Origin of the sequence: Pseudonocardia sp. UM4_GMWB1, assembly GCF_017312155.1 — a bacterium.
Taxonomy (GTDB): Bacteria; Actinomycetota; Actinomycetes; order Mycobacteriales; family Pseudonocardiaceae; genus Pseudonocardia; species Pseudonocardia alni.
The window spans coordinates 466,724-491,675 of record NZ_QJPN01000001.1; the positions used below are offsets into that span (position 1 = coordinate 466,724).

Sequence of the window (24,952 nt, forward strand, 5' to 3'; positions counted from 1 at the left end):
GTGACCGGCCGGACACGGGGTGCAGCGCGGCCGTGGTACGCACGGTCACCGGTGTCACAGCCCGTAACGGGCCCACGCCGCCCGCGTCTCGAGGGCGGAGAACAGCTCGTGCCCGGCCCCGGCGATGCCGCCGGAGAGGCCGGCCCGGGCCGCGGACCCACCCGCGCCGAGGCGGGCGAGCAGCGGCCTGCGCTGCTCCACCGGGCGCTGCTCGGCGTCGGGGAAACGTTCGGTCAGGACGTCGTGGGCACCGCCGATGCCGTCCACCAGGCCCAGCTCGCGGGCCCGCTCACCCAGCCACACCTCGCCGTCGAACAGCTCGGTGTCGGTCGCGAGCCGGTCGCCACGCCGCTCGCGCACCCATCCGGTGAACCGGTCGTGCAGCTGTTCCTGCAGGCCGGTGAGCCAGGCGACGTCCTCGGACCGCTCGGGCAGGAACGGGTCCAGCCGCGACTTCGACCCGCCCGCGGTGTGCAGCCGCCGGGAGACACCCCACCGCTCGATCAGGCCGTCGAGCCCGAACCCGGCGCTGATCACGCCGATCGAGCCGACGATCGAGGTGGAGCAGGCGTAGATCTCGTCGGCGGCGCAGGCCAGCCAGTAGCCACCGGACGCGGCGACGTCCTCGCAGAACGCGAGCACCGGCACGTCCTTCTCCGCCGCCAGCGAGCGGATGCGGTCCCCTATCAGCTGGGACTGGGTCGGCGAGCCGCCCGGGGAGTTGATCACCAGTGCGACGGCGGCGAGCCGCTCGGGCGCGAACGCCCGTTCCAGCACCTTCTCCATCGAGGAGAGGTTCAGCACCTGCCGCGGTACCGGCGCGGCCTGGGCGCTGATGACGCCCTGCATCCGCACGACCGACACCACCGGAGGGCCGACCGACTCACCCAGCCTGCCGGGCAGACGGGAGGTCACCGCCGCGGGAATACGCAGGACGTCCATGCCGTCCCACCGTACGCGCGAGCACAGGGTGACGTGGTGTGACCGGATCGGCACAGCTCGCGACCACTCATGTCACCCGTACGGCCCAGCGGATCGCCGGAGGGTCCCACGGATGCCCGCCGGTCAGGCCCGGATGCCCGCCCGGAACTTCGGGACGCGCAGCGTGATCTTCATACCGGCGCCGATGTTGGTGTCGACGACGAGGCCGAAGTTGTCGCCGAAGGCCGAGCGCATGCGGTCGTCGACGTTGCCGAGGCCGACGTGCGCGCCGGAGAGGTGGGCGTCGTCGAGATCCTCGTTGAGCCGGGCCGGGTCCATGCCGACGCCGTCGTCCTCGACGACGATCACGCACTCCGACCCGGCGTTCTCCGCCCGGATGGTGACGGTGCCGCCGTTGGGCTTGCCGGACAACCCGTGCCGGACCGCGTTCTCCACCAGCGGCTGCAGCGCGAGGAAGGGCAGGACGACGTTCTGCACCTCCTGGTCGATCTGGAGCTTGATGTTGAGCCGGTTCCCGAAGCGGGCCTTCTCCAGCCGGACGTAGCGCTCGATGTTGTTCAGCTCGTCGAGCAGCGTCGTGTACTCACCGGCCGAGCGGAACGAGTACCGGGTGAAGTCGGCGAACTCGATGAGCAGCTCACGGGCGCGCGCCGGGTCGGTGCGGATGAACGAGGCGATCGTGGTGAGCGCGTTGTAGACGAAGTGCGGCGAGATCTGGGCGCGCAGGGCGCGGACCTCGGCGCGGTTGAGCCGCGCCCGGGAGTCGTCGAGCTCGGCGAGCTCCAGCTGGCTGGACACGTAGCGCGCGACCTCGCCGGTGGCCCGCAGCACCGGGGGACCCGCCGTCGACGGGGTGAGCGCGGCGAGCGTGCCGATGATGGTGCCGTCGCTCTCCAGCGGGACGACGACGATCCCCCGCACCTCGCAGCCGGGCTGGTTGCACTTGATGGAGGTGTGGCTCATCAGCTCCATCCGGCCGGTCCGGACGACCGTGTCGGCGAGCGTCTGCACGTCCTGCTGGTGCTGGTCGGCGGTGCCGTCCCAGCCCAGGACCGTCCCGCGGGAGTCGGTCATCGCCATCGCCGTGGTCTCCAGCAGCTGGCGCAGATACGGCAGCGCCTGCGACGCCGAGCGCGACGACAGCCCCTCGCGCAGCACCGGCGCGGCCAGCGCGACCGTGTGCAGCGCGGAGAACGTGGCCTTGGCCAGCGGCGAGACCATCGTGTTGCGCCGGTTGCGCTGCCACAGGAAGAAGAACACCGCGACCACGCCGACGACGACCGCCACCACGAGCAGCAGCGCCATGGACGGGGTGAGCGTGGTGGATCCGTCCACGACTGCGAGCACCCCCGTTCCCGCGCCCGCCACTAGCGCACCAACCGGGACAGGCGGCGGTCGGCGAGCGGTTTCCCCCCGGTCTGGCAGGTCGGACAGTACTGGAACGATCTCTCCGCGAACGACACCTCGCGCACGGTGTCGCCGCAGACCGGGCAGGGCAGTCCGGTGCGGGCGTGCACCCGCAGCCCCGAGCGCTTCTCCCCCTTGAGCTCCGCGGCACCCTGGCCGACCGAGCGGGCCACCGCGTCGGACAGCACGGCGTGCAGCGACTCGAACAGGGTGTCCCGGGCGGCGGCGTCGAGCCGGGACGCCGTGGCGTAGGGCGACAGGCGCGCGGTGTGCAGGATCTCGTCGGAGTAGGCGTTGCCGATGCCGGCGAGCGTGGACTGGTCGACCAGCAGCGTCTTGAGCCTGCGGTTGTCACCGTCGAGCAGCTCGTCGAGACCGGCCCGGCCCAGCTCCAGCGCGTCCGGCCCCAGCTTCGCGATGCCCGGGACCTGCGCCGGGTCCTCCACCAGGTACACGGCGAGCCGCTTCTGGGTGCCCTGCTCGGTGAGGTCGAAGCCCGGCCCGCCGACCTGGTCGAGGTGAACCCGCAGCTGCAACGGGCCGCGGCCCGGCTTGGGCGGGGTGACGCCCGCCGTGGTGTGCCAGCGCAGCCAGCCGGCCCGGGACAGGTGCGTGACCAGGTGCAGCGGGCCGGTGTCGGGGCGGTCGTCGAAGTCGACCGACAGGAACTTCCCGAACCGCGACGCCCCGGTCACCACCCGGCCCACCAGCGCCGACACCGGTGGGTCGAACGTCTTCAGCGCGCTCATCGAGGCCAGGTCCACCCGGGCCACCGGGCGGTACACGGCGTGCTCACGCAGGTGGTGGGCCAGGGCCTCCACCTCGGGCAGTTCGGGCACCGCGACTCCTAGTTGATCGGCTGCAGCGGGCTGTCCGCGTGGCCGGGCGTCGAGCGGTTCTTGAGGCTGCGCACGACCACCTTGGTCTCCTCGCGTGCGGTGGCGAGCCCGCGCACCATGCCCGTCCACTTCTCCGGGGGCAGGTCGTAGCCGCCCTGGGTCTTCGCGGTGATCGTGAACGGCCTGCGCAGCAGCCAGCGGAACGGGAAGAAACCCAGTCCGACGATGACGACGAGCCAGTAGAACCAGGGGAAGACCACCCCGCCGGGCACCCAGACGACGAGGACCAGCCAGAAGAACACCAGCGTGCCGAGGATCAGCACGACCGCGCCGTTACCCGCGTCGACGTCGTGCTCGAACTCGTCACCGACCGCCGGCGTGGTCCACTCGATCCGCCGGCTCACCTGCCATTCACGGTAGTCCGCCGCGATGACCGTCTTCGTCGTCAAGGTGTCCGCTCCCCTGCCCCGGTACCGCCCACGATGTTCCCACAGGGGGCCGACAGAACCGAGTACCCGCGCGCGGGCCACCCGGCGGTGCGGGGCCGCGCGGGGTCTCAGCAGGCGGGTTCGACGGGCTCGCGTTCGGGGGCGCCGGGGGCCAGCAGCTCCGAGCGGGTCAGCACGACCGGGTCCGGGCCGTCGTTGCGCAGCTCGTTGGGCCTGCCGTCCTCCAGGAAGAACGCCTCCCCCGGGCCGAACGGGCGCGGCTCGCAGGAGTCGGCGCGCTGCACGGTCACCGTGCCGGACCGCACGACGGTGATCACCGTGCCGGGGTGGCGGACCCAGCCGCTCGCCTGGCCCGGCTGCAGCACCTCGGTGCGCACGAGAAGCTCGGCGGGACCGGGCGTGGAGATGTCGACGGGGCGGTCCAGGCGGCCCACCGCGTCGGAACCCGCCTGGGCCGCGGTCACACCGGGAACCTCGGGGCCACCGGGGGCGGCCGCGGAGGTGGTCGGCGCCGCGGACCGGTCGGCCGGGACGATCTCGACGGTCGTCCCGTCGGAGGGTGCGGCGTCGGACTCGTGGCCGAGCTGCCCCGGCTGGGCACACCCCGCGAGCAGGGCGGCGGTCGCGACCAGCAGGGCCGGTCCGAGAAGGTGACGGGCGAGCGGCACGGGCGGTGTCCCTCCGGGCGCGATGCGTGATCGCACCGCACGCTAGTGGCCGATCACCACGCGAGCGGCAGCCGGGTCGTCCCGTTGATGAAGTTGGAGGTCAGCCGGCGCACCTCCCCGTCGAGCCGGGCCGGCGGCAGGCGCAGGAACGCGGCGAGGAAGGCCCGCATCTGCATCCGGGCGAAGTGCGCGCCCAGGCACAGGTGCGGCCCCTGCCCGAACGCCAGGTGCTCGTTCGGGGAGCGGGTGATGTCGACGGTGTCCGGGTCGGCGAAGCGGCGCTCGTCGCGGTGCGCCGAGCAGTGGTAGACGACGACCTTGTCCCCCGCCGCGATCTCCGCCCCGTTCAGGACGTGGTCGCGGGTGGCGGTCCGGCGGAACGTCAGCACCGGCGGGTGCCAGCGCAGGATCTCCTCGATCGCCGACGGCAGCAGACCCGGTTCCGCGCGCAGGCGGGTGTAGGCGTCGGGGTGCCCGACGAGCGCGAGCACCCCGCCCGGCAGCGCGCTGCGCACCGTGTCGTTGCCCGCGATGACCAGCAGGAAGAAGAACATGTGCAGCTCAGGGCCGGTGAGTGCGCGGCCGTCGACCTCGGCGTGCACCAGCGCGGTCATGACGTCGTCGTCGGGCTCGGCGCGCTTGCGCTCGGCGAGGGCGTCGGCGTAGCCGAACATGTCGGCCAGCGCGGCCGGGGAGCGCGGGTTCACCGGCGGACCCTCGGCCGCGTGGTCCGGGTCCTGGTAGCCGATCACCCGGTTCGTCCAGTGCAGCAGCATCGGGCGGTCCTCGACCGGCACGCCGAGCAGGTCGGACAGGTTCTGCAGCGGGAACTCGTCGGTGACCTGCCCGACGAGCTCGCAGCCGCCGTCGTCGCGCACGGCGTCCAGGAGCGCGTCGGCGCGGCGCTGCACCGTGGCGGCGAACCCCTCCAGCCGACGACGCGTGAACGCCCCGGTGACCAGCGTCCGCAGCCGGACCTGCTCCGGCGGGTCCATGTTGAGCACCATCCGGCGCAGGAACGGCAGGTCGGCCGGGTCGGGGTCGCGGATCTGCGTCGCCCCGAGCGACGACGAGTAGTCGGCCGGGCTGCGCAGGACGTGCCGGACGTCGTCGTAGCGGGTGACGGCCCAGAACCCGGGTCCGGCCGGCCACGGGCCGACGGCGTGCTCGTCCTGCCAGGAGACGGGCGCGGCGTCGCGCAGCAGCCGCAGCGCATCGTGCGGCACCCCGCGGGCGAACACGCGCGGGTCGAACACATCGGTGTCGATCTCGTCCGGGTCGACCCCATCGGGGCCGCTCACCGGTTCGCCACCTCGATCAGCGTGTCCGCGTGGCAGGGCACGTCCTCGGCGCACCAGCAGCACAGGTCCTTGCCCGCGAGTTCGACCCGGGCCCGTTCGACCAGGTCGGGGCGCTCGTCGAGCAGCCAGCGGCGGTGCGCGGCGATGGCCGGTGCCCGCCCCATCTCACGCACGTCGAAGGGGTTGCCCCACGGTCCGGGCCGGGTGACGAGCACCGCGCCGTCGGGTTTGCGCCACCCCTTCGTGCGACGCAGCCGGATCCGCTGTGGAGTGCTCACGAACCGCACCGTAATCAGGTGGCGCAGCTCACGGCCAATCGCTTTGCATTGCGCAACGCATCGGCGCATGCTTGCGCGAGTCAACTAGTTGCGTGATACATGCACTACCGAGAGGGGGTCCGCGATGAGCACCGCACACGCTGCCGCCGCCGAGCCCGCCGACGCCGACCTGGAGCTCGCCGACTCGATCGTCCGGGAGCTGTTCCTGCTGGTCCGCCAGGTGAAGCGGTCCGGTGAACGGCACCGCCCCGAGATGATCGTCGACATGGCCGCGTACCACGTGCTGGCCCATCTCCACTTCGGCGGCCCGCAACGGGCCGGCGAGGTCGCCGCCACCTTCCACTCCGACCCCTCCACGATCAGCCGACAGGTGTCCGGCCTGGTCAAGGCGGGTCTCATCGAGCGGCGCGCCGACCCCGGCGACGGGCGCGCCTCCCTCCTCGCCGCGACGGACGAGGGCGTCCGCGTGATCGAGACCGAGCGACGCCGTCGCGCGCACGTCATCGCCACCGTGCTGGCCGCGTGGAGCCCCGACGACCGGCAGGCCCTCACCGGACTGCTCGGCCGCTTCCTCGACGACTACCAGACCTTCGAAGCACAGGAGTCCTGAGAATGTCCACCGCTGCCGCCAGTGCGCAGCGCCCCGTCGCCACCTCCGGCGACGGCGAGCTGACGCACCGGCAGATCCTGACCGTCCTGGGTGGACTGATGCTGGGCATGTTCCTGGCCGCCCTGGACCAGACGGTCGTCTCGACCGCGATCCGCACCATCGCCGACGACCTGTCGGGCCTCAACCTGCAGGCGTGGGCGACGACGGCCTTCCTCATCACCAGCACCATCACCACGCCGCTGTACGGCAAGCTCTCCGACATCTTCGGCCGCAAGCCGCTGTTCATGACCGCGATCACGATCTTCCTGATCGGGTCCGTGGCCTGCACCCTGGCCTGGTCGATGTACTCCCTGGCCGCGTTCCGCGCGCTGCAGGGCCTCGGCGCCGGCGGCCTGATGTCGCTGGCGCTGACGATCCTCGGCGACATCGTGCCGCCGCGCGAACGTGCCCGGTACCAGGGCTTCTTCCTGGCCGTGTTCGGCACCTCGAGCGTGATCGGCCCGGTCATCGGCGGCCTGCTGTCCGGTGTGGACACCATCGTCGGCATCGACGGGTGGCGCTGGATCTTCCTGGTCAACGTGCCCATCGGGCTCGTCGCGCTGGTCGTCGTCCAGCGGGTGCTGAACATCCCGCACGTCCCGCGGCCCGCACGGATCGACTGGCCCGGCGCGCTGGCGCTGGCGCTGTGCCTGGTGCCGCTGCTGATCGTCGCCGAGCAGGGCCGCGAGTGGGGCTGGGGCTCCACCTCGTCGATCGTCTGCTACGTCATCGGTGGCGTCGGCCTGCTGCTGTTCCTGCTGGCCGAGCGTGCCTACGGCGACGCCGCGCTGCTGCCGCTGCGGCTGTTCCGCACCGGCATCTTCTCGCTGTCCGCGGTGCTCAACCTGCTCATCGGTATGGCGATGTTCGGCGGCATCGCGCTGCTGCCGCAGTTCCTGCAGATCGTGCACGGCGCGACGCCCATCGAGGCCGGCTTCATGATGCTGCCGCTGGTCGGCGGGATCATGGTCGCGTCGATCCTCTCCGGCCAGCTGACCTCCCGCACCGGCCGCTACAAGATCTTCCCGGTGATCGGCACCGCGTTCATCACGATCGCGATGGTGCTGCTGTGGCAGACCGTCACGCCGTCGATCCCGATCTGGCAGCTCGACCTGACCATGGCCCTGCTGGGTCTCGGCCTGGGTCTGTGCATGCAGACCCTCGTGCTCGCCGTGCAGAACGCGATGCCCGCCCGCGACATGGGTGTCACCACCTCCTCGGTGACGTTCTTCCGGCAGATGGGCGGCACGCTGGGCACCGCGATCTTCCTGTCGGTGGTGTTCTCCACCGCCGGCGACAAGATCGCCGACGCCATCCGCGCCGCGCTCGGCACGAGCTCGTTCCGGGCCGCGCTGACCGACCCCGCCGTCGCGGCCGACCCGGCCAACGCGCAGGTCGTCGGGGCGCTGCAGTCCGGTCAGGCCGGCGGCCTGTCCACCTCGGTGCTGGCCGACTCCTCCTTCCTGCAGCGGATCGACCCGCGGCTGGCCGCACCGTTCCAGGAGGGCTTCACCAGCGCGATGACGCTGGCGTTCTTCATCGCGGCCTGCGTGATCGCGGTGGCCTTCGTCCTGGTGCTGTTCGTCAAGGAGCTGCCGCTGCGCACCATGTCCGGTGCGCAGGCCGCCCGGGCCGAGGCCGCGGGCGAGGGTGCCGCCGCCGCGTCGGTCCCGACAGAGGCGCTCGGGACGGTCGCCCCGGCCCCCGCCCCGGCCGGGCGGGTCGACGGCGGTGGGCGCGGAGCGGACATCGCGCCGCCCACCACGCCGCTGCCCGTCGTCGCCCGGCAGGAGCCGCCGCACCCGGCGCCCCGGCCGAAGCCCCAGCCGCGTCCGCACAACGGCACCGTCGGTGACGCCGCCGCGGCCGCGGGCCTGGACCACCTGCACTCCACGGGCGGCGACGGCCCGGCCGTCACCGGACGGGTCCAGGGCGGCGCCGGCGCGCCGGTCCCCGGGGCGGTCGTCACCGTCACCCGGCTGTCCGGCGACCAGGTCGGTCGCACCACGACCGACGACGACGGCCACTACCGCATCGCCGTCGACCAGCCCGGACGCTTCCTGGTCGTCGCGGCCTCGTCGACGCTGCCGCCGCACGCCGCGACCGTCTCGGTCGGCACCGAGCCGGTCCGCCACGACGTGCGGCTGTCGGTCAGCAGCGGCATCCGCGGCACCGTGCTCGACGCCGCGGGCACCCCGCTGCCCGGGGTCACCGTCTCGCTGATCGACCACGGCGGCGACGTCGCCGCGGCAGGCCGATCCGGTGAGGGCGGCCGCTGGGCGCTCGACGGCGTCCCGGCCGGGCGCTACACGCTCACCGCCGCCGGCGAGGGCGTCGACCCGGTGGCGGTCGGCGTCGAGGTGCCCGGCTCCGGCACGGCGGTCCAGGACCTGCGGCTGCCGCAGCGCTCCCGGCTCACCGGCCGGGTCACCGCGGCGCCCGACGGGCACCCGGTGGCGCACGCACTGGCCACGCTGATCGACGCCGAGGGCGCCGTCGTCGGGTCGCGGCTGTCCGGCCCGGACGGGACCTTCGCGTTCGAGGGCCTGCCCGCGGGCAGCTACACCCTCGCGACCAGCGGCTACGCCCCGGTCGCGAACGTGGTCGCCCTCGAGCCGGGCCGGGTGACCCACTCCGACGTGGAGTTCCCGCTCCCGCTCGACGGGCAGGCGTCCAGGAACGGCGCCCCGTCCCCGACGGTCGACGGCAACGGGCTGCAGAACGGCCGGCACGTCCGGGAGGGCGAGCAGGGTCTGCGGGGCGAGGCGCACCGCTGACCCACCCGTCCGTGTTCCACGTGGAACGCCCCGGCTCCCCCGTCACGGGAGGGCCGGGGCGTTCGGCGTCTACAGCGCGATCGCCGCGCCCACCCCCGACCGCGGGTCGACCGCGGCGTGCAGCGTCCCCCGCCCGCCGCCGCCCGGGACGGCGACCCCGGTCCCGACCGCGCACATCCGGCCCAGGGCCCAGGCACCCGCGTCCTCCACGACGTGCCCGCGACGGGTCAGACCGGCGAGGGTGCCGGCCCCGAGCCGCGACTCGACGACGAGCCCGTGCGGCTCCCAGCCGCGCGGCGCGAAGGACGCGGGGAACGCCGTCGAGTGCCAGGTCGGCGCGTCGATCGCGGCCTGCAGGTCCAGCCCGCCGTGCATCAGTGCGAGCAGGAAGGCGAGCTGCCACTGGTCCTGCTGGTCCCCACCGGGCGTCCCGAAGGCGAGCGCGGGCTCGCCGTCGCGCAGCGCCAGCGACGGCGACAGCGTCGTGCGCGGCATCCGCCCGGGCGCCAGCGTGCTCGCGAGCCCCTCCTCCAGCCAGAACATCTGGCCGCGGGTGCCGAGGCAGAAGCCCAGCGCCGGGATCGTCGGTGACGACTGCAGCCAGCCCCCCGACGGCGTCACCGAGATCATGTTCCCGGCGGCGTCGACGACGTCGACGTGCACCGTGTCCCCGCGGGCGACGCCGTCCCGCGACACCGTCGGCTCGCCGGTGCCCGGCCCCTCCGTCCCGGAGCCGCGCCCGGCGCCCGGGGTCGCCGCGTAGTCCCCGATCCGCGGCGTGCGTCCGCCCGGCGCGCCGGGTCGCAGCCCGCCGTCCGAGGCCGGGCCGATCAGGCCCCGCCGGTCGTCGGTATAGGCGTCGGAGAGCAGGTCGGCGAGCAGGTCGGGGGTCGCGCCGTCGCCGTACCAGGCCTCCCGGTCGGCGAAGGCGAGCTTCGCGGCCTCGGCGGCGGCGTGCACCGTGTCGAGGGTCGCGACACCGCCGGGCAGCTCCAGGTCCAGGCCCGCCAGCAGCCGCAGCTGCTGCAGCAGGACCGGTCCCTGCGACCACGGGCCGCACTTCGCGACCGACCAGCCGGTCCCGGCGTCGGCGACGAGCGCGTCCTCGTAGTGCGCCGACCAGCCGGCCAGGTCGTCGGCGGTGAGCAGGCCGGTGTGGTCGCGCCCGGTCTCGTCCCGGACCGGGGTCGCGGCGAACCGGCCGATCTCCTCGGCGACGAACCCGCGGTACCAGGCGTCGCGGGCGGCGTCGATCCGCGCCTCCCGGCTCGGGCCGACGGCCTCGTCGAGCAGCCGGCGCCAGGTCGCGGCCAGCACGGGCAGCCGCACCAGCTCGCCCGCGGCGGGGACCCGACCGTCAGGCAGCCAGGTCGCCGCCGACGACGGCCAGTGCGTGCGGAAGTGGTCGGCGACCGTGCCGATGGCCGCGGGCACCCGCGGGACCAGCGGGAACCCGCCCGCGGCGTAGCCGAGCGCCGGTGCGAGGACATCGGCGAGCTCCCAGGTGCCGTGATCGCGGAGCAGGGTCAGCCAGCCCTCCCAGGCCCCGGGGACCGTCGCCGGGAGCAGGCCGGTGCCGGGGACGATCGTGAGGCCCAGGTCGCGCAGCCGGTCGGCCGTCGCGGCGGCCGGTGCCACGCCCTGGGCGCACAGCACCCGCGGGACGGGGTCGGCCGCGGTGACGAACACGGCGGGCAGCTCACCTCCCGGCCCGCACAGGTGCGGCTCGACCACCTGCAGCACGAACCCGCAGGCGACGGCGGCGTCGAAGGCGTTCCCGCCCCGCGCCAGCACCGTGGCCGCGGCGGCGGTGCCGAGATGGTGGGTGCTGCTGACCGCGCCGTGCGGCCCGATCCGGTCGTGTCCTCTAGGTGCCACGACCCGGATCCTCACACGCCCGCGTGTGACCCGCGGACCTCAGGCGAGGTCGCGCAGCTCGCTCACCAGCGGGACCTCCAGCACCCGGTCCGAGGACATCCACTCGCGCAGCGCGTGGGTGGCCAGCACGTCGTCGGTGTTGTAGCCCAGCAGCCGCTCCCGCTGGACCGGGTCGGGCTCGCCGCCGTCGAGCGCGACGGCGTCGCGGTACCAGCGCATGGAGTTCTCCCCACCCGCCTCCGGGTCCCGCCAGGAGAACCCGGCGGCGGGAGCGATCTTCTTCAGCCCCTTGCCCTGCGAGCACAGGAACCAGGTGGAGACCACGCCGTAGAGGTCCACCCAGCACGGGTCCGCGACGAACGCGCGCACCTCGGCCTCGGTCGGTACCCCGGGCATCCCGGCGAACCGCTGCGCCGAGGCGATCATCCAGCGGTTCTCGGCCTGCTCGTTGTAGCAGTAGGCGGCGAACGTGCGCCCGGACGCGAGCGTGGCGGCGCGCAGGCCCGCGAACCACGTCCAGAACTCCCCGAACGAGCGCCCCTCGTCGCGGGTGGGCAGCGGGTCCCAGGTCGCGAACGCCCGGTAGCCGGGCTCCGGGTCCCCGTCACGCGCACCGCCGGGCAGCGTCAGCAGCGCACCCCACAGGTAGGCCCCGGACTCGCCGAAGCTCTCCATGTCGACGTCGACCTCGACGTCGGCGCGAGTGACCGGCACCCGCGGCACCCGGCGGGCGACGGCGAGTCCCCGGCGGCGCGCACGGGCCAGCGCCACGAGGTCGGTGAACGGCGGCCCGGGCAGGGGGCCGGTCAGCTCGGCGGGCGGGTCCGCCGGGTCCAGCGCGGCCAGTCCCGCGACGGTCGCGACGCCCGACTCCCGCAGCAGCCGCGCCGTCTCGCCGTGGGCGACCAGGCTGACGTCGTCGACCTGCTCCAGCTCGGCCTCGCACGTCGGCCACCAGGGGCAGCGGCGGCACTCGGTGATCCGCGACGGCGCCGCGAGCGCGGGCCCGCCGGTCGCCGCGGCCCGGGCGACGGCGGCCCGGTCGGTGAACCGCGCGTCGTACTCCTCCAGCGTGGACCGGCCGCCGGGCCAGTGCCCGGCCCGCAGGTCGTGCCAGACGACCACGTCGGCGTCGAGCCCGATCACCCCGCCGAGCCGCGGGGCCGACTCCGGCGGCGCCCAGCCCGCGGCCTCGAGCAGCCGGGTCAGCTGGGCCAGGGCCAGCAGGTCGCGCGGCTGGGAGCGGACCTTGCGGTCCGGGTCGTGCCGGGCGCGCTGCGGCCACGGGTCGGTGACGGCGGTGGTGCGCGCGCCCTCACCCGGATCGGTGATCCGGCGGCGCACGACGAGCAGCGGGACGTAGCCCCCGGCGGGCGTGCGCACGAGCAGCTCCGCGGTGCCGCGCCGGTCGCCGTCGACAGGCAGTACCGCACCCCAGACCAGCGGTGCACCGGCCGCGACGAGCTCGGCCGTGCGCTCCGCCCGGGCCGCCCGCGGACCGGCGCCGGTCCCCGTCGGCCCGGCCATGCCGTCCGGCCAGGTACTCGCCCAGTCCGCACCCCAGGTGCGCGCGAGCAGCTCACCGATCCGCACCCGGTGCGCCGCCGCGTCGGCCCGTCGCTGTTCGATCGCCGGGTCCGGCAGCGCCCGCGGCCGTTCCGCCGCCGACGGGTCGTGGTCCAGGTGCACCCGGCGGCGGCACCCGCTCAGCGCCGCCGCGTCCAGCAGGACACGGGGTGCGGTACGCGGTCCGGTCGAGGTGCTCACGGCTCCCGAGGGTAGAGACCACCCCCGACAGGAACGGATCCGCGTGACGCCCCGTTCCCCCACCCGGGTGGTGTCGGTCCTGCGCGTGCGGTGGGCGGGGCCCTAGGCTGCGACGACACGGCGATCATCTGCCGAGCCGACCCGGGAGGACACGACATGGGACTGCTGCGCAGGAAGCCGAGCGCGGGCGAGCGCGCCGCGGCGGCGACCAGGGAGGCGGCGGTCGACGCGTCGGAACGGGTGCAGTCGGCCACGGTCCAGACCCTCGAGTACACCCGCGAGACCGCCGACAGGGCCGCCGAGAAGCTGCACCAGCGCGCGGTGAAGGCCCGGAAGAAGGCCGAGGCGGCGTCCCGGCGGGCGGAGAAGGCGGGCCGCCGGGCCGCGCGCAGCACGCGTCGCGCCGTCGGCGAGGGCACCGCCACCGCGAACAGCCTGCTGAGCTCGGCCGACCTCAAGGCCCGCTCGGCCGACCGGAAGGTCGCCAAGGCGGCGGCGAAGGCCGACGCGGGCGCCCGCAAGGCCGAGGCGAAGGCCGCGCGCGCCGCGGAGAAGGGCAGGCTCAAGAGCGAGAACCTGGCCGCCAAGCAGGCCGAGCGGGACCGCGCCGCCCGCGAGTGGAACGCCAAGAAGGTCCAGCGGTACCTGGGTGTGGCGAAGATCGTCGCGCCGCTGCTGGCGCCGTACGCGATGGCCGCGGCCGGGTCGCTGCGCCACCGCCTCGACGACCACCGGTCCCGCCGACTCGGCGTGTCCCCGGACGAGCTGGGCGGTTACTCCGGCCCCGGCGGACGGCTGCACGCACGGCTGTCCCGGATCGCGCGCACCATCACCGAGCTGCGCGAGGACGGGACCGTCGAGCGCGACCAGGCCGCGAAGCGGTTCGCCGACGAGACCGAGCCGCGGCTGCACGACCTCGCCGCCGCCGTCCGGGCCGCGGAGAACATGCCGGCCGCCCGCCGCAAGGCCGCGTACCGCACGGTGTCCGCCGACCTGGACCGCATCGAGGTCCGCCTGCTCGACCACCTGGGCGTCCGCTCCTGACCCGTCTCCGTGGGCCCGGCCCCGGGCCCACGGAGACGGTCGGCCCGCGCGGTACCGATGCACGCTCCGCCTGCGCTCCGCGCGGTACCGATGCGCGCTCCGCCTGCGCTACGCGCGGTAGGTCTCCAGCAGCCGCAGCCACACCTCGCTGATCGTGGGGAACGCGGGCACGGCGTGCCACAGCCGGGCCAGCGGCACCTCACCGACCACGGCGACCGTCGCCGCATGCAGCAGCTCGGCGACCCCGGGCCCGACGAACGTGACCCCGAGCAGCACCTCCCGCTGCGGGTCGACGACGGCGACCACCCGGCCGGACCAGTCGTCCGCGGTGAGCGAGGACCCGGCGACGGCGATGTCCATGTCGACCACCCGCACGTCGAGCCCCTCGGCGCGGGCGGCCGCGGCGGTCCGGCCCACCCAGGCGACCTCTGGATCGGTGAACACGACCTGGGGCACCGCGTGGTGGTCGGCGGTCGCCGCGTCCTCGCCCCAGGCGGCGTCGTCGAGCGGGCGGCCCGCGGCGCGTGCGGCGATCGCGTGCGCGGCGATCCGGGCCTGGTACTTGCCCTGGTGGGTGAGCGGGGCCCGCCCGTTGACGTCGCCGACGGCGTAGAGCCAGTCCCCCGCGGCGAGCCCCGAGTCGTCGACGACGATCTCGCCGCGCCGCCCGAGGCCCACCCCGGCCGAGCCGAGGTCGAGCCCGTCGGTGGCCGGACGGCGCCCGGTCGCGACGAGCAGCCGGTCCACCTCGACCTCGTCCCCGCCGCCGACCAGCACCGTCGCGTCCCCGTTCCGGCGCACCTCGTCCAGGCCGGTGCCCAGCCGCAGGTCGACGCCGGCCTCCCGCAGCCCGGCCGCGACACGCTCGGAGGCCTGCGGCTCCGCGCCCGGCAGCACCCGGTCGCCGTGGTTGAACAGCGTGACCTGCGCACCCAGCCGGGCGTGGGCCAGCGCCATCTCGCAGCCGACGACGCCGCCGCCGAGCACGCCGAGCCGGCGCGGGACCTCCCTCGCCGAGGTCGCCTCGCGCGAGCCCCAGTACTCGACCGTGTCCAGCCCCGCGACGTGCGGCACGACCGGCACGCTGCCGGTCGCGACGACGACGGCGTGGCGCGCGGTCACCACGGTCTCGGTGCCGTCGGCCGCGGTCACGACGACGCGCTTCTCCCCGGCCAACCGGCCCCGGCCACGCAGCACGGCGGCACCGGCGCCCTCGGCCCACCGCACCTGGCCGCTGTCGTCCCAGTCGGAGGTGAACGTCGTGCGGCGTTCGAGGACCTTCGCCGGGTCGAACTCGGCCCGCACGCCGGGCAGCCGCCGGGCGTCGGCGACGGCCTGCGGGGTGCGCAGCAACGCCTTCGACGGGATGCACGCCCAGTAGGAGCACTCCCCGCCGACCAGCTCGGCCTCCACCAGTGCGGCGGACAGGCCGGCGTCCACCGCGTAACCTGCAGCGTTCTCACCGACCGGGCCCGCCCCGATCACGACGACGTCGTGGCTCTGCTCGCTCATGGCACCGAGCTTCCCGCTCCGGGGCCGTTCCATGTCACCCCGGCGCCGGGGTGTCACCCCAGGGCGGCGACCGCGTCCCCCAGCTCGGTGTCGCCACCGCGCAGCTCGAGGGTCAGGCCTGCCGACTGCGGAGCCGTGAGCAGCGCGGCGACGGTCGCGGCGGTGTCGTCGCGGGTCACGTCGCCGTACTCCACCGGCGGCGGGGCCAGCACGACCCGGCCGGTGCCCGGGTCGTTCGTGAGCCTCCCCGGGCGCAGGATCGTCGCGTCGAGCCGGCCGTCGGCGCGGACCGCCTCCTCGGCGGCCTTCTTCGCGCGGATGTAAGCGGCCCAGACCTCGCCGCGCTCGGGGTCCGGCTCGGCGTCCACCCCGGTCGAGGAGATCAGCACGTAGCGGCGGATCCCGGCGGTCGCGGCGGCGTCGGCGAGCAGCACGGCGCCGTCGCGGTCGACGGTCTCCTTGCGCTCCACCCCGCTGCCCGGCCCGGCGCCCGCCGCGAAGACGACGGCGTCGGCGCCGGTCAGGTGCCCCGCGAGGTCCGTCGCGGAGATCTTCTCCAGGTCCGCCACGACCGGGCTCGCCCCGGTGGCCGCCACGTCGTCGGTGTGGTCGGGGTTGCGCACGATCGAGCGCACCGTGTGTCCCTGCCCCGTGAGCAGCGTGGACAGTCGCAGCGCGATCTGTCCGTGTCCTCCGGCGATCACCACGTCCATGCCGGCCACGCTAGGCCGGACGGCCGCTCACCGCCTGTTCGGCTTGAGCGTCCAGACGATCGTCATGGCCCCGGTCTGCGCACCCTGGGCGTCGGTGATGGTGACGTCGACGGCGAACTCCGGGCGCGTCCCGGCGTCGAGCTCGGCGAGCACCTCACCGGCCGGACGGGTCAGCACCGCCTCGGCGCGGAGGTCGCCCTTGGCGAGCTTGAGGTAGCGGATCTCGGACCGGACGACCAGCGGCACGGCCCGGTCCCCGGCCGAGGCGAACGCGGCCAGGCCGACCGCGCCGGAGGCGGTCTCGCCCAGTCCGAACATGACCGCGGCGTGCGGCCCGCCGACGTGGTTGTGCTGGTCGGACCGGTCGGGGAGGAACGCCTCGACCCGGTCGGTCGTGATCGACCCGAAGGTGATCCCGGCGGTGCCCACCCACGGCACCGCCTGCGTCATCGCGTCGGCCACCCAGCTCGCGTCATCAGCCATGACCCGACCCTACTCGCCGGTAACCTCATAGGAAAGCGACGCCCGGTTCCTCACGATTATCGCTGTGCGAGAACGAACCCCCTTGTCCGTCGTGCACAACGGGGTTGAGATCGGCGTGACAGCAGGCACACCAAGTCCCACCACCACGATGCGCAACGCCGCGCGTCCGAGGCTCGGAGGTACCGCCAGTGAAGGCCGTGCGGGTGCACGCGTACAAGCAGGACCCCCGGATCGACGACATCCCGGAACCGACGATCCAGGGTCCGCTCGACGTCATCGTCAAGATCGGCGGTGCCGGCGTGTGCCGCACCGACCTCCACATCATCGACGGGGACTGGGCCGACATCCAGAACCCCGACCTGCCGTACGTGATCGGCCACGAGAACGCGGGCTGGGTGCACGCGGTCGGCGACGGCGTCACGAACGTCGCGGTCGGCGACACCGTCATCCTGCACCCGCAGCCGTCGTGCGGGCTGTGCACCATGTGCCGCTACGGGCGCGACATGCAGTGCACCGGGGACGCGTTCTTCCCCGGCCTGTCGAACAACGACGGCGGCATGGCCGAGTACCTGCGCACCACCGCGCGGTCCTGCGTGAAGCTGAACCCGGACACCAACCCGGCCGACGTCGCCGCACTCGCCGATGCGGGCATCACGGCCTACCACGCGGTCCGCAAGGCGGTGCCGTTCCTGTATCCGGGCACCACCGCGGTCGTGCAGGGCGCGGGCGGGCTCGGTCACATCGGCATCCAGGCGCTCGCCGCGCTCACCGCCACCAAGATCATCGTCGTCGACAAGAACCCGGACGCGCTCGAGCTGGCGAAGCAGATCGGCGCGGAGGAGACCGTCGTCGCCGACGGGAACCAGGTCGAGGCCGTCCAGGAGCTCACCGGCGGCGGCGCCACGGTGGTCTTCGACTTCGTCGCCGAGCAGGGCGCGGAGAACGACGCCTGGGCGATGACCGGCCCGGCCGGCTACAACTTCGTCCTCGGCTACGGCGGCAACCTCTCCGCCCCCACCCTGGACTTCGTCGCCGGCGAGAAGAACATCATCGGCAACATCGTCGGCACCTACAACGACCTCGCCGAGCTCATGGTCCTGGCCCAGGCCGGGAAGGTCACGCTGCACACCGTCCAGTACAAGCTTGACCAGGCACTGGAGGCCCTGCACGACCTGGACGCGGGCAAGGTCCGCGGCCGGGCGATCCTCGTTCCGTGACCCAGTCATACGTACGTACAGGACGAACGTTCTTTCCCTGACCCACCACCGATCAGCAGAGCTGCTGACGCAGGAGGAACCACATGTACGAGAAGGACGGCGAGAAGTACTTCATCGTCGACTCCCACAGCCACTTCTGGGACGCCTCCCGGGAGAACTGGGTCGAGGGTCGCGAGCAGTACGCCAAGGGCTGGATCGACTGCTTCTACGGCTACCACCAGCTCGGCCCGCCCGAGACCCACTGGGACTGGGAGCACTACCTCAAGGTCTCGCAGGACGACTTCGAGCGCGACGTCTTCATCGAGGGCCACGTCGACTACTCGATCTTCCAGTCGACCTACCTCAAGGAGTGGTACAAGAACGGCTTCAACACCGCCGACCAGAACGCGGCGCTGCTGGAGAAGTGGGGCGACCGGATCATCGTCAACGGGCGCTTCGACCCGCGTGACGGCGACGAGGGCATGAAGCAGTTCGAGGCGGACTGCGCGAAGTACAAGCACAAGGGCGTGAAGCTCTACACCGCGGAGTGGAACGGCAGCTCCCGCGGCTTCAAGCTCACCGACCCGGAGTGCTACCGCTTCCTGGAGCGGGCCCAGGAGCTGGGCATCAAGAACGTCCACGTCCACAAGGGCCCGACGATCTGGCCGCTGGACAAGGACGCGTTCGACGTCGCCGACGTCGACCACGCGGCCACCGACTTCCAGGGCCTGAACTTCATCGTCGAGCACGTCGGCCTGCCGCGCATCGAGGACTTCTGCTTCATGGCGGTGCAGGAGCCCAACGTCTACGCCGGCCTGTCGGTCGTCGTCGGCGGCCTGATGCACGCCCGCCCGAAGTTCTTCGCCAAGGTGATGGGCGAGCTGCTGTTCTGGGTCGGCGAGGACAAGATGACCTTCGGCAGCGACTACAACATCTGGACGCCGAAGTGGCAGGTCGAGGGCCTGGTCGACTGGCAGATGCCCGACGACGACCAGTTCGCCGACTACCCGCGTCTCACCACCGCGTCGAAGAAGAAGATCCTCGGCCTCAACGCGGCGAAGCTCTACGACCTCGAGGTCCCGGCCGACTGCCGGCTGCCCGACACCACGGCCGACGAGGCCATGGCCCCGGGTGAGGAGCTCGTCGACAACAAGGCGGGGGCGCAGGCGTGACCCCGCGGCCTGCTGAGAGCCCGCTCCGGCAGGCCGTGTGGTCAGCGCTGGGGACGGTGCTCGACCCGGAGCTGGACGAGCCGATCACCGAGCTCGACTTCGTCGAGTCGTGGTCGGTCTCGCCCGCCGGTGAGGTCGTCGTCGGGCTCCGGCTGCCGACGTTCTTCTGCGCTCCGAACTTCTCGTTCCTGATGGTCGCCGACGCCTACGACGCGGTGACCGCGGTACCGGGAGTGACGAGGGCGGAGGTGACGCTGGCCGACCACCACGCCTCCGACGAGATCAACGGTGGGGTCGCGGCGCACGCCGGGTTCGTCAAGTCCTTCGAGGGCTCGATCAACGGGCAGGCCGCGGCCGAGCTCGACGAGCTGCGGCACACGTTCCTGGCCAAGGCCGCGCTGGCCGGCCAGGACCGGGTGGCCCGCCCGCTCGTCGACGCCGGCCGGGGACCCGACGAGCTGGCCGGGCTGACGCTCGGCGAGCTGGTCGGGACCGAGGCCGACACCGAGGAGCTGACCCGGATGCGGACCCGCCGCAGGGCGATCGGCCTGCCCGCCGGCGACGACGCACCGCTGCTGGTCCACTCCGACGGCACCGCGGTGACCGTCGAGCAGGTCCCGCTGCACCTGCGTCGCGCGCGGTTGCAGCGGGTCGGGATCGAGACCAACGGGGAGTACTGCAAGGGCCTGTTGAAGATCCGCTACGGCGACACGGCACCCGCCGCGGCCGCCGGGCACTGACACCGCACCACCACGACACGGGCCGCGCCCTCCACCCGGGGCGCGGCCCGTCCGCGTCCACTGTGGTCGCCGGCGGGGAGCGGATCAGCGCCCGGGCGGTGCGGCGTCCAGGACCCGGACGGTGTCGGTGAGGCGGTAGCCGTCCCCGTGCACGAAGGGGGCCAGGGCGGCGAGCAGGGCGGCGCGGACGGCGGCGGGGCCGGCGTGGCGTGCCGCGTGCCGCCCCGGCCCGGACGCGAGCACCCCGGCGACGAGGTCGTCCGGGTCGGGGTGCACCACCGGCACCCGGACGACGGCGACCTCCCGCACCACGAGCCCGGCCAGCTCCGCGAGCCGGGTCAGCCGCCGCGGGTCGGTCAGCGGGGGCGCACCGACGCCGCTGCGGTCGGGCCCGGGGTTGTTCTGCGGAGGCGCGGGCGCGGCCCCGGTGAGCGGGGCGAGCGCCGCGCCGATGACGGCGGCGTCGCACTCGTCGGGGGTGCCCCAGACCGTGGCCCGCACCGCGCCGCTCGGCGCGCACACCCGGCCCGCCCCGCGCAGCGCGAGCACCGGGTTCGGGAGGTGCTCCAGTACCTGCACCAGCGTGACCAGGTCGAACGCGTCATCGGCGAAGGGCAGCTCGTGGGCGTCGGCGACCCGCAGGTCCGCCCCGGGCGCGGCCCGCTCCGCCGCGGCGAGCGCGCGGGGTTCGGTGTCGACGCCGGTGGCGGCCAGCCCGGCGGCGGCCGCGTCGGCGAGCAGCCGCCCCGCCCCGCAGCCGACGTCCAGCAGCCGCGAGCCCGGGCCGGCACCCGCCAGGACACGGTCGAACAGCGGGGATGCGGCAGCGGTGCTCACGGCTCCGACGCTAGTCCGGCCCGGCGTCGCGGTCACCGCTTCGGTGGGAGTGTCTCCACGACGGCGACCGCCTCGGCGACCCAGCCGGCGAGCTCCGGGCCGTCGAGGTCGTCGACGTCGGGCTCGCCGGCCACCCACAGCCAGCCGGTCATCTCGCGGCCGCCCATCACCATCCGCTCGGTCCGCGGGCGCTCCAGCAGCTCCGCGGAGCGGTCCGCGGCCACCCGCACGAGCAGCCCGCCACGTCCGCTCGCGGCGACGGCCATGTGCCCGTCGACCAGGAAGGCGAGCCCGCCGAACATCGTCTTCTCGGTCACCGGCCGGTCCGCGAGCAGGCTGCGCAGACGGGCGGCGAGACCCTCGTCGTAGGCCACCCGGGCGAGTATGGCCCTCAGCGGCCCCAGACGTCCTCGGCGACCGAGACGATCAGCTCCAGCTTGCGCTTCTGGTCGTCGACGGTGAGCTCGTTGCCCTCGACGGTGGAGGAGAACCCGCACTGCGGCGACAGGCACAGCTGGTCCAGCGGCACGTACCGCGCCGCCTCGTCGATCCGGCGCTTGAGCGCGTCCGGGTCCTCCAGCGCCCCGGACTTGGTCGTGACCAGCCCGAGCACCACCTGCTTACCCTTCGGGACGAACCGCAGCGGGGCGAACCCACCGGAGCGCTCGTCGTCGAACTCGCAGAAGAAGCCGTCGACGCCCAGCGTGCCGAACAGCGCCTCGGCGACGTGGTCGTAGCCGCCCTCCGCGGCCCACGACGACCGGTAGTTGCCCCGGCACATGTGGGTGGTGACGTACATGTCCGACGGCCGGTCGGCGATCGCGGCGTTGATCTGGCGGATGTAGCGCAGGTGCTGGGTCTCCGGGTCGTCACCCTTCTCGGCCAGCTGCGCGCGGTGCGTCGGGTCGTTCAGGTAGGCCAGCGCGGTGTCGTCGAGCTGCAGGTAGCGGCAGCCGCGGTCGTACATCGCGCGGAGCTGGTCGGCGTAGGCGGTCGACAGGTCGGACCAGAACTCCTCGACGTCGGGGTAGACCTCGCTGGAGATGACCGACCGGCCGCCGCGGGCGTAGACCATGCTCGGCGAGGGGATCGTGAGCTTCGGGGTCGCCGTGGTGACCTGCGCGGCCAGGTACTCGAACGCCGAGGCGAAGACGGGTTCGTCGAGGTGCACCCGGCTGTCGACGGCCATCCCGGCGGAGGTGAAGTTGTTCTGGCCCGCCGCGTTGCGCATCGCGACCTCGACCCGGCCGGAGGTCTTCGTGACGCCGCCGAGGGCGTAGATGAAGTCCATGTGCCAGGAGGTGCGGCGGAACTCGCCGTCGGTGGCCGAGCGCATGCCGACCGACTCCTGCAGCGCGACGACGTCGGTGATCGCGGCGTCCTCGGCCGCGCGCAGGCCCGCGTCGTCGAGCTCGCCCGCGGTGTGCCGCTCCCGGGCGGCGAGCAGGGCGGGCGGCCGCAGCAGCGAGCCGACGTGGTCGGCCCGGAACGGCGGGACGGTGCGGACGAGCGACTCCACTGTCTTCTCCGGCATCGGGCGAACGTATCGCCGTGTCCGCATGTCCGCCGACGTCACTTCCGGAGAATGGAAGGTCTATCGCGCATGCCAGCGCGGGGACCGCTTCTCCCGGGCCGCAGCGGCACCCTCCGCCGCGTCCTCGGTGGTCGCGACGACCTTCCGCAGCGTCTCACCGAAGCGGATCGCCTCGGTGGTACCCATCTCCGGTCCGCGCACCGCCATCTCCTTGATCGCGCGCTGGGCGAGCGGCGCCCCCGCGGTGAGCCGCCGGGCGAGGTCCCGGGCGGCGTCGCCCAGCTCCTCGTGTGGCACGACCCACCCGGCGAGGCCGATCTCGTGCGCGCGCCGCGCGTCGATCGTCTCGCCGGTGAGCAGCAGTTCCATCGCGTACTGCCGGTCGATCATCCGGGGCAGCCGCAGCGCACCGACGATCGTCGGGACGCCCAGCCGGGCCTCCGGGAAGGAGAAGGTGGCGCGATCCGAGGCGATCACGAAGTCGCACCAGGTCAGCAGCGTGACGCCGTAGCCGACGGCGGGTCCGTTCACCGCGGCGACGATCGGCTTGAAGATCTCCCAGCCGCTCTCCAGCGAGTTCACCGTCGGCCGCTCGAAGAAGCTGCCCGGGAAGTCGCCCGCCGGGTTGCCGGTGGTCGAGCGCGTGTCCGCCCCGGCACAGAACGCAGGCCCCTCGCCGGTCACGATCGCGACCCACGCCTCCTCGTCGGTGCGGAAGCGGTCCCAGGCGGCGTTGATCGCGCGCCGCATGTCCCCGTCGATCGCATTGCGCTTCTCCGGGCGGTCGTAGGTGATCGTGACGACGTGTCCGTCGCGTTCGTAGCGCACCCCGTCGGCCATCGGATCATCCTGGCGGGCTCAGCCGGACGCGGCGACCCCCGGCGCCGCGGCCAGGTGCCGGGCCAGCGGCACCGCGGCCTCGCGCACCGCACGTTCGAGCTCCCAGCGGCGCCCGGTGAAGTCCGCCCGGCTGACGACGACCGACAGCGCGGACCCGCCGCCCGGGTGCGGCACCGCGACCGCGAGCCCGGCCCGGCCGCGGGCGTGCTCCTCCACCTCCACCGCGACCCCCGCCGAGCGGACCCGCAGCAGGTCGCGGTCGAGCAGCCGCCGGTCGGTGAGGGTGTGCGGGGTCAGCGGCGCCAGCGGCCCGTGCCCGACGCCGAGGACGTCGGCCAGCCGTCCGGGGTCGAGCCCGGCGAGCAGTGCCTTGCCCGGCGCGGTCGCGTGCGCGGGCAGCGGCTCCCCGGTCACCGCGCCCGGCCCCGGGTGCGCCGCACAGGTCTCGGTGTGGGCGACGACGACGTCGTCGGACCGCAGCACGGCCAGCACCACCGCCGCGCGGGCCGTGGTGTGCAGCTCGGCGAGCACCTCCCGGGCCGGGGCGGGCGGCACGATCGGGTCGGTCATCCCCCGGTACAGCCCGACGACGCGGTAGCCCAGCCCGTACCCGCGCTCGGCGTGCAGCCGGACCAGGTAGCCCTCCTCGACGAGCGTCCCCAGCAACCGGTAGGCCGTCGGTAACGGCAACTCCAGCCGGCGGGCGAGAGCCTTCGCGCTGACCCCGTCACCCGCCTCGGCGACCGCCTCGAGGACCCGCAGCGCTCGGCGCAGCACCGCTCCCGCGCCGTCGCCGACCATCCGCCTAGTGTCGCTGCGGGACCGAGGGCACGCCAGGACCGGGAGGACGACATGGCAGGGGCGTTCCGGCCCGTCGACCGGGCGGGGCTCGCGGCACACCTGGCGGAACGCGCCGGGGAGCCGTCGGGGCGGGTGCGCGTGCTCGTCGACGGCGCCCCGCCCGCGGCCCCGCTGGAGCTGGCCCGGGCGGTCGCGGAGCGGCTGCGCGCCGGCGGCCGACCGGCCCTGGCGGTGGACGCCGACGACTTCCTGCGACCGGCGTCGGTCCGCCTGGAGCTCGGCCGCACCGACCCGGACATGTTCCTCGACGGCTGGCTCGACGAGCCCGCGCTGCGCCGCGAGGTCCTCGCCCCGATGGGTCCCGGCGGCAGCGGCCTGGTGCTGCCCCGGCTGCGCGACACGGCGCGCGACCGTGCCTACCGCGACGAGCCGGTGCCGCTCGGGCCGGACGGGGTGGTGCTGCTCGCCGGCGGGCGGCTGCTGGGCCGGGGCCTGGCCGCCGAGCTGACCGTGCACCTGCGCGTCGGCGGGGCCGCGCTGCGCCGTCTGCTGCCCCCCGACGATGCCTGGACGGCCGCCGCGTACGGCCGCTACGAGAGCGAGGGCGACCCCGGTTCGTTCGCCGATGTGCTCGTGATGGCCGACCATCCCGACCGCCCGGCGCTGCGGGACGCCTGATCGGCGCACGGGGTCCGGGCACGGAGCGTGGCCGGAACCCGTAGAAACGACAAGCGAGACCGGATCGGGCTACACCCGGAACCGATCTCGCGATGGCGGTGGTGACCGCCGGAGGGGGAGAATCCCCGATGAGAGGAGATGGTGGGCGAGGAGGGAGTTGAACCCTCACGTCCTTTCGGACACACGGACCTGAACCGTGCGCGTCTGCCATTCCGCCACTCGCCCGAGCGACACGAGAAAGTTAGCACCCTGCTCGGCAGCCGTTCGCAGGGGGGTCCCCTGCCCGTCGATCACCAGCTGGAGGGGGTCGTGGCGGGTGGGGCACCGGGATGCGCCGCGGCTCCGGGCCGGGTAGATCGGAGGGGAGCACGTCGGTGGCACTGCGGGGCCGGTCGCCCGCTCGTGCCGGGCCCCGCCGTGCCCGGCGGATAACACAGATACGATCGG

24 protein-coding genes and 1 tRNA gene are annotated in these 24,952 nt (G+C 74.1%); 7 read left to right on the forward strand and 18 right to left on the reverse strand.

What is annotated here, in order from left to right; genetic code table 11:
• Positions 1-54: 54 nt before the first annotated feature.
• The 7 genes from DMP15_RS02330 to DMP15_RS02360 all read right to left on the reverse strand — a co-directional run bounded on the left by DMP15_RS02330 (position 55) and on the right by DMP15_RS02360 (position 5,884).
• On the reverse strand, positions 55-942 hold the full coding sequence (locus tag DMP15_RS02330) for a S49 family peptidase (RefSeq protein ID WP_073573836.1): 888 nt from the start codon (positions 940-942) through the stop codon (positions 55-57).
• Positions 943-1,065: 123 nt separating this feature from the next.
• Positions 1,066-2,277, reverse strand: a complete 1,212-nt coding sequence (locus DMP15_RS02335) for a sensor histidine kinase (protein ID WP_238589740.1) — start codon at positions 2,275-2,277, stop codon at positions 1,066-1,068.
• A gap of 32 nt (positions 2,278-2,309) precedes the next feature.
• Positions 2,310-3,188: a DNA-formamidopyrimidine glycosylase family protein gene (locus DMP15_RS02340; RefSeq protein WP_100879139.1), complete on the reverse strand. Its 879-nt coding sequence runs from the start codon at positions 3,186-3,188 to the stop codon at positions 2,310-2,312.
• Positions 3,189-3,196: 8 nt separating this feature from the next.
• Positions 3,197-3,592, reverse strand: a complete 396-nt coding sequence (locus DMP15_RS02345; protein WP_301549056.1) for a hypothetical protein — start codon at positions 3,590-3,592, stop codon at positions 3,197-3,199.
• Between the two features lie 152 nt (positions 3,593-3,744).
• Positions 3,745-4,305 (reverse strand): cupin domain-containing protein, encoded by a 561-nt coding sequence (locus DMP15_RS02350; RefSeq protein ID WP_100879138.1) that lies wholly within the window; start codon positions 4,303-4,305, stop codon positions 3,745-3,747.
• 53 nt (positions 4,306-4,358) lie between these two features.
• Positions 4,359-5,606, reverse strand: coding sequence for a cytochrome P450 (locus DMP15_RS02355; protein WP_253068946.1), 1,248 nt, complete (start codon positions 5,604-5,606; stop codon positions 4,359-4,361).
• Positions 5,603-5,884 carry a DUF4326 domain-containing protein gene (locus DMP15_RS02360; RefSeq protein ID WP_073573834.1) on the reverse strand — a complete coding sequence of 94 codons (282 nt, stop codon included), beginning with the start codon at positions 5,882-5,884 and terminating at the stop codon, positions 5,603-5,605. The genes DMP15_RS02355 and DMP15_RS02360 overlap by 4 nt, the downstream gene beginning before the upstream one ends.
• Before the next feature lie 124 nt (positions 5,885-6,008).
• Between DMP15_RS02360 and DMP15_RS02365 the strand changes: the two genes are divergently transcribed.
• Positions 6,009-6,494, forward strand: a complete 486-nt coding sequence (locus DMP15_RS02365; protein ID WP_073573755.1) for a MarR family winged helix-turn-helix transcriptional regulator — start codon at positions 6,009-6,011, stop codon at positions 6,492-6,494.
• A 2-nt stretch (positions 6,495-6,496) separates the two neighbouring features.
• Positions 6,497-9,310, forward strand: a complete 2,814-nt coding sequence (locus DMP15_RS02370; protein ID WP_337825397.1) for an MFS transporter — start codon at positions 6,497-6,499, stop codon at positions 9,308-9,310.
• Positions 9,311-9,379: 69 nt separating this feature from the next.
• On the opposite strand, the gene DMP15_RS02375 is transcribed toward DMP15_RS02370, so the two are convergent.
• Together DMP15_RS02375 and DMP15_RS02380 are read right to left on the reverse strand one after the other, a co-directional pair.
• Positions 9,380-11,188 carry a gamma-glutamyltransferase family protein gene (locus DMP15_RS02375; protein WP_073573753.1) on the reverse strand — a complete coding sequence of 603 codons (1,809 nt, stop codon included), beginning with the start codon at positions 11,186-11,188 and terminating at the stop codon, positions 9,380-9,382.
• Positions 11,189-11,227: 39 nt separating this feature from the next.
• On the reverse strand, positions 11,228-12,955 hold the full coding sequence (locus tag DMP15_RS02380) for a TM0106 family RecB-like putative nuclease (protein ID WP_337825398.1): 1,728 nt from the start codon (positions 12,953-12,955) through the stop codon (positions 11,228-11,230).
• A 156-nt stretch (positions 12,956-13,111) separates the two neighbouring features.
• Between DMP15_RS02380 and DMP15_RS02385 the strand changes: the two genes are divergently transcribed.
• Complete coding sequence (locus DMP15_RS02385; protein WP_161152047.1) at positions 13,112-13,999, forward strand: DUF6474 family protein; 888 nt, start codon at positions 13,112-13,114, stop codon at positions 13,997-13,999.
• 108 nt (positions 14,000-14,107) lie between these two features.
• On the opposite strand, the gene DMP15_RS02390 is transcribed toward DMP15_RS02385, so the two are convergent.
• From DMP15_RS02390 to DMP15_RS02400, 3 genes are read right to left on the reverse strand one after another with little or no spacing between them, the layout of a single operon-like run.
• Positions 14,108-15,511 (reverse strand): dihydrolipoyl dehydrogenase family protein, encoded by a 1,404-nt coding sequence (locus tag DMP15_RS02390; protein WP_161152048.1) that lies wholly within the window; start codon positions 15,509-15,511, stop codon positions 14,108-14,110.
• A gap of 53 nt (positions 15,512-15,564) precedes the next feature.
• A complete protein-coding gene (locus tag DMP15_RS02395; protein ID WP_161152049.1) occupies positions 15,565-16,224 on the reverse strand; it encodes an SDR family oxidoreductase in 660 nt (219 codons plus the stop codon).
• 27 nt (positions 16,225-16,251) lie between these two features.
• Positions 16,252-16,707: a DUF4442 domain-containing protein gene (locus DMP15_RS02400; protein WP_337825399.1), complete on the reverse strand. Its 456-nt coding sequence runs from the start codon at positions 16,705-16,707 to the stop codon at positions 16,252-16,254.
• Between the two features lie 188 nt (positions 16,708-16,895).
• Between DMP15_RS02400 and DMP15_RS02405 the strand changes: the two genes are divergently transcribed.
• The 3 genes from DMP15_RS02405 (at position 16,896) to DMP15_RS02415 (ending at position 19,815) form a co-directional block, all read left to right on the forward strand.
• The gene (locus tag DMP15_RS02405) at positions 16,896-17,924 is read left to right on the forward strand and encodes an NAD(P)-dependent alcohol dehydrogenase (RefSeq protein WP_073573748.1); all 1,029 of its coding nucleotides are present in this window, start codon (positions 16,896-16,898) and stop codon (positions 17,922-17,924) included.
• Between the two features lie 83 nt (positions 17,925-18,007).
• Complete coding sequence (locus tag DMP15_RS02410) at positions 18,008-19,075, forward strand: amidohydrolase family protein (RefSeq protein WP_073573747.1); 1,068 nt, start codon at positions 18,008-18,010, stop codon at positions 19,073-19,075.
• Positions 19,072-19,815, forward strand: a complete 744-nt coding sequence (locus DMP15_RS02415) for an iron-sulfur cluster assembly protein (RefSeq protein WP_337825400.1) — start codon at positions 19,072-19,074, stop codon at positions 19,813-19,815. The genes DMP15_RS02410 and DMP15_RS02415 overlap by 4 nt, the downstream gene beginning before the upstream one ends.
• An 84-nt stretch (positions 19,816-19,899) precedes the next feature.
• On the opposite strand, the gene DMP15_RS02420 is transcribed toward DMP15_RS02415, so the two are convergent.
• Genes DMP15_RS02420 through DMP15_RS02440 form a run of 5 tightly spaced genes read right to left on the reverse strand, consistent with a single transcriptional unit; the run spans position 19,900 to position 23,827 of the window.
• The gene (locus tag DMP15_RS02420; RefSeq protein WP_337825401.1) at positions 19,900-20,652 is read right to left on the reverse strand and encodes a class I SAM-dependent methyltransferase; all 753 of its coding nucleotides are present in this window, start codon (positions 20,650-20,652) and stop codon (positions 19,900-19,902) included.
• A gap of 32 nt (positions 20,653-20,684) precedes the next feature.
• Positions 20,685-21,026 carry a TfoX/Sxy family protein gene (locus DMP15_RS02425; protein ID WP_161152569.1) on the reverse strand — a complete coding sequence of 114 codons (342 nt, stop codon included), beginning with the start codon at positions 21,024-21,026 and terminating at the stop codon, positions 20,685-20,687.
• Between the two features lie 17 nt (positions 21,027-21,043).
• Positions 21,044-22,186 (reverse strand): 5-methyltetrahydropteroyltriglutamate--homocysteine S-methyltransferase, encoded by a 1,143-nt coding sequence (locus DMP15_RS02430; protein WP_337825402.1) that lies wholly within the window; start codon positions 22,184-22,186, stop codon positions 21,044-21,046.
• A gap of 60 nt (positions 22,187-22,246) precedes the next feature.
• The gene (locus DMP15_RS02435; RefSeq protein WP_073573743.1) at positions 22,247-23,026 is read right to left on the reverse strand and encodes an enoyl-CoA hydratase/isomerase family protein; all 780 of its coding nucleotides are present in this window, start codon (positions 23,024-23,026) and stop codon (positions 22,247-22,249) included.
• An 18-nt stretch (positions 23,027-23,044) separates the two neighbouring features.
• On the reverse strand, positions 23,045-23,827 hold the full coding sequence (locus DMP15_RS02440) for an IclR family transcriptional regulator (protein ID WP_073573742.1): 783 nt from the start codon (positions 23,825-23,827) through the stop codon (positions 23,045-23,047).
• Between the two features lie 51 nt (positions 23,828-23,878).
• On the opposite strand from DMP15_RS02440, the gene DMP15_RS02445 reads away from it, so the two are divergent.
• Entirely contained in the window at positions 23,879-24,505 is a 627-nt protein-coding gene (locus tag DMP15_RS02445; RefSeq protein ID WP_073573741.1) for a uridine kinase, read from the forward strand.
• Between the two features lie 139 nt (positions 24,506-24,644).
• On the opposite strand, the gene DMP15_RS02450 is transcribed toward DMP15_RS02445, so the two are convergent.
• Positions 24,645-24,730 (reverse strand) — tRNA-Leu (locus DMP15_RS02450).
• Between the last annotated feature and the right edge of the window lie 222 nt (positions 24,731-24,952).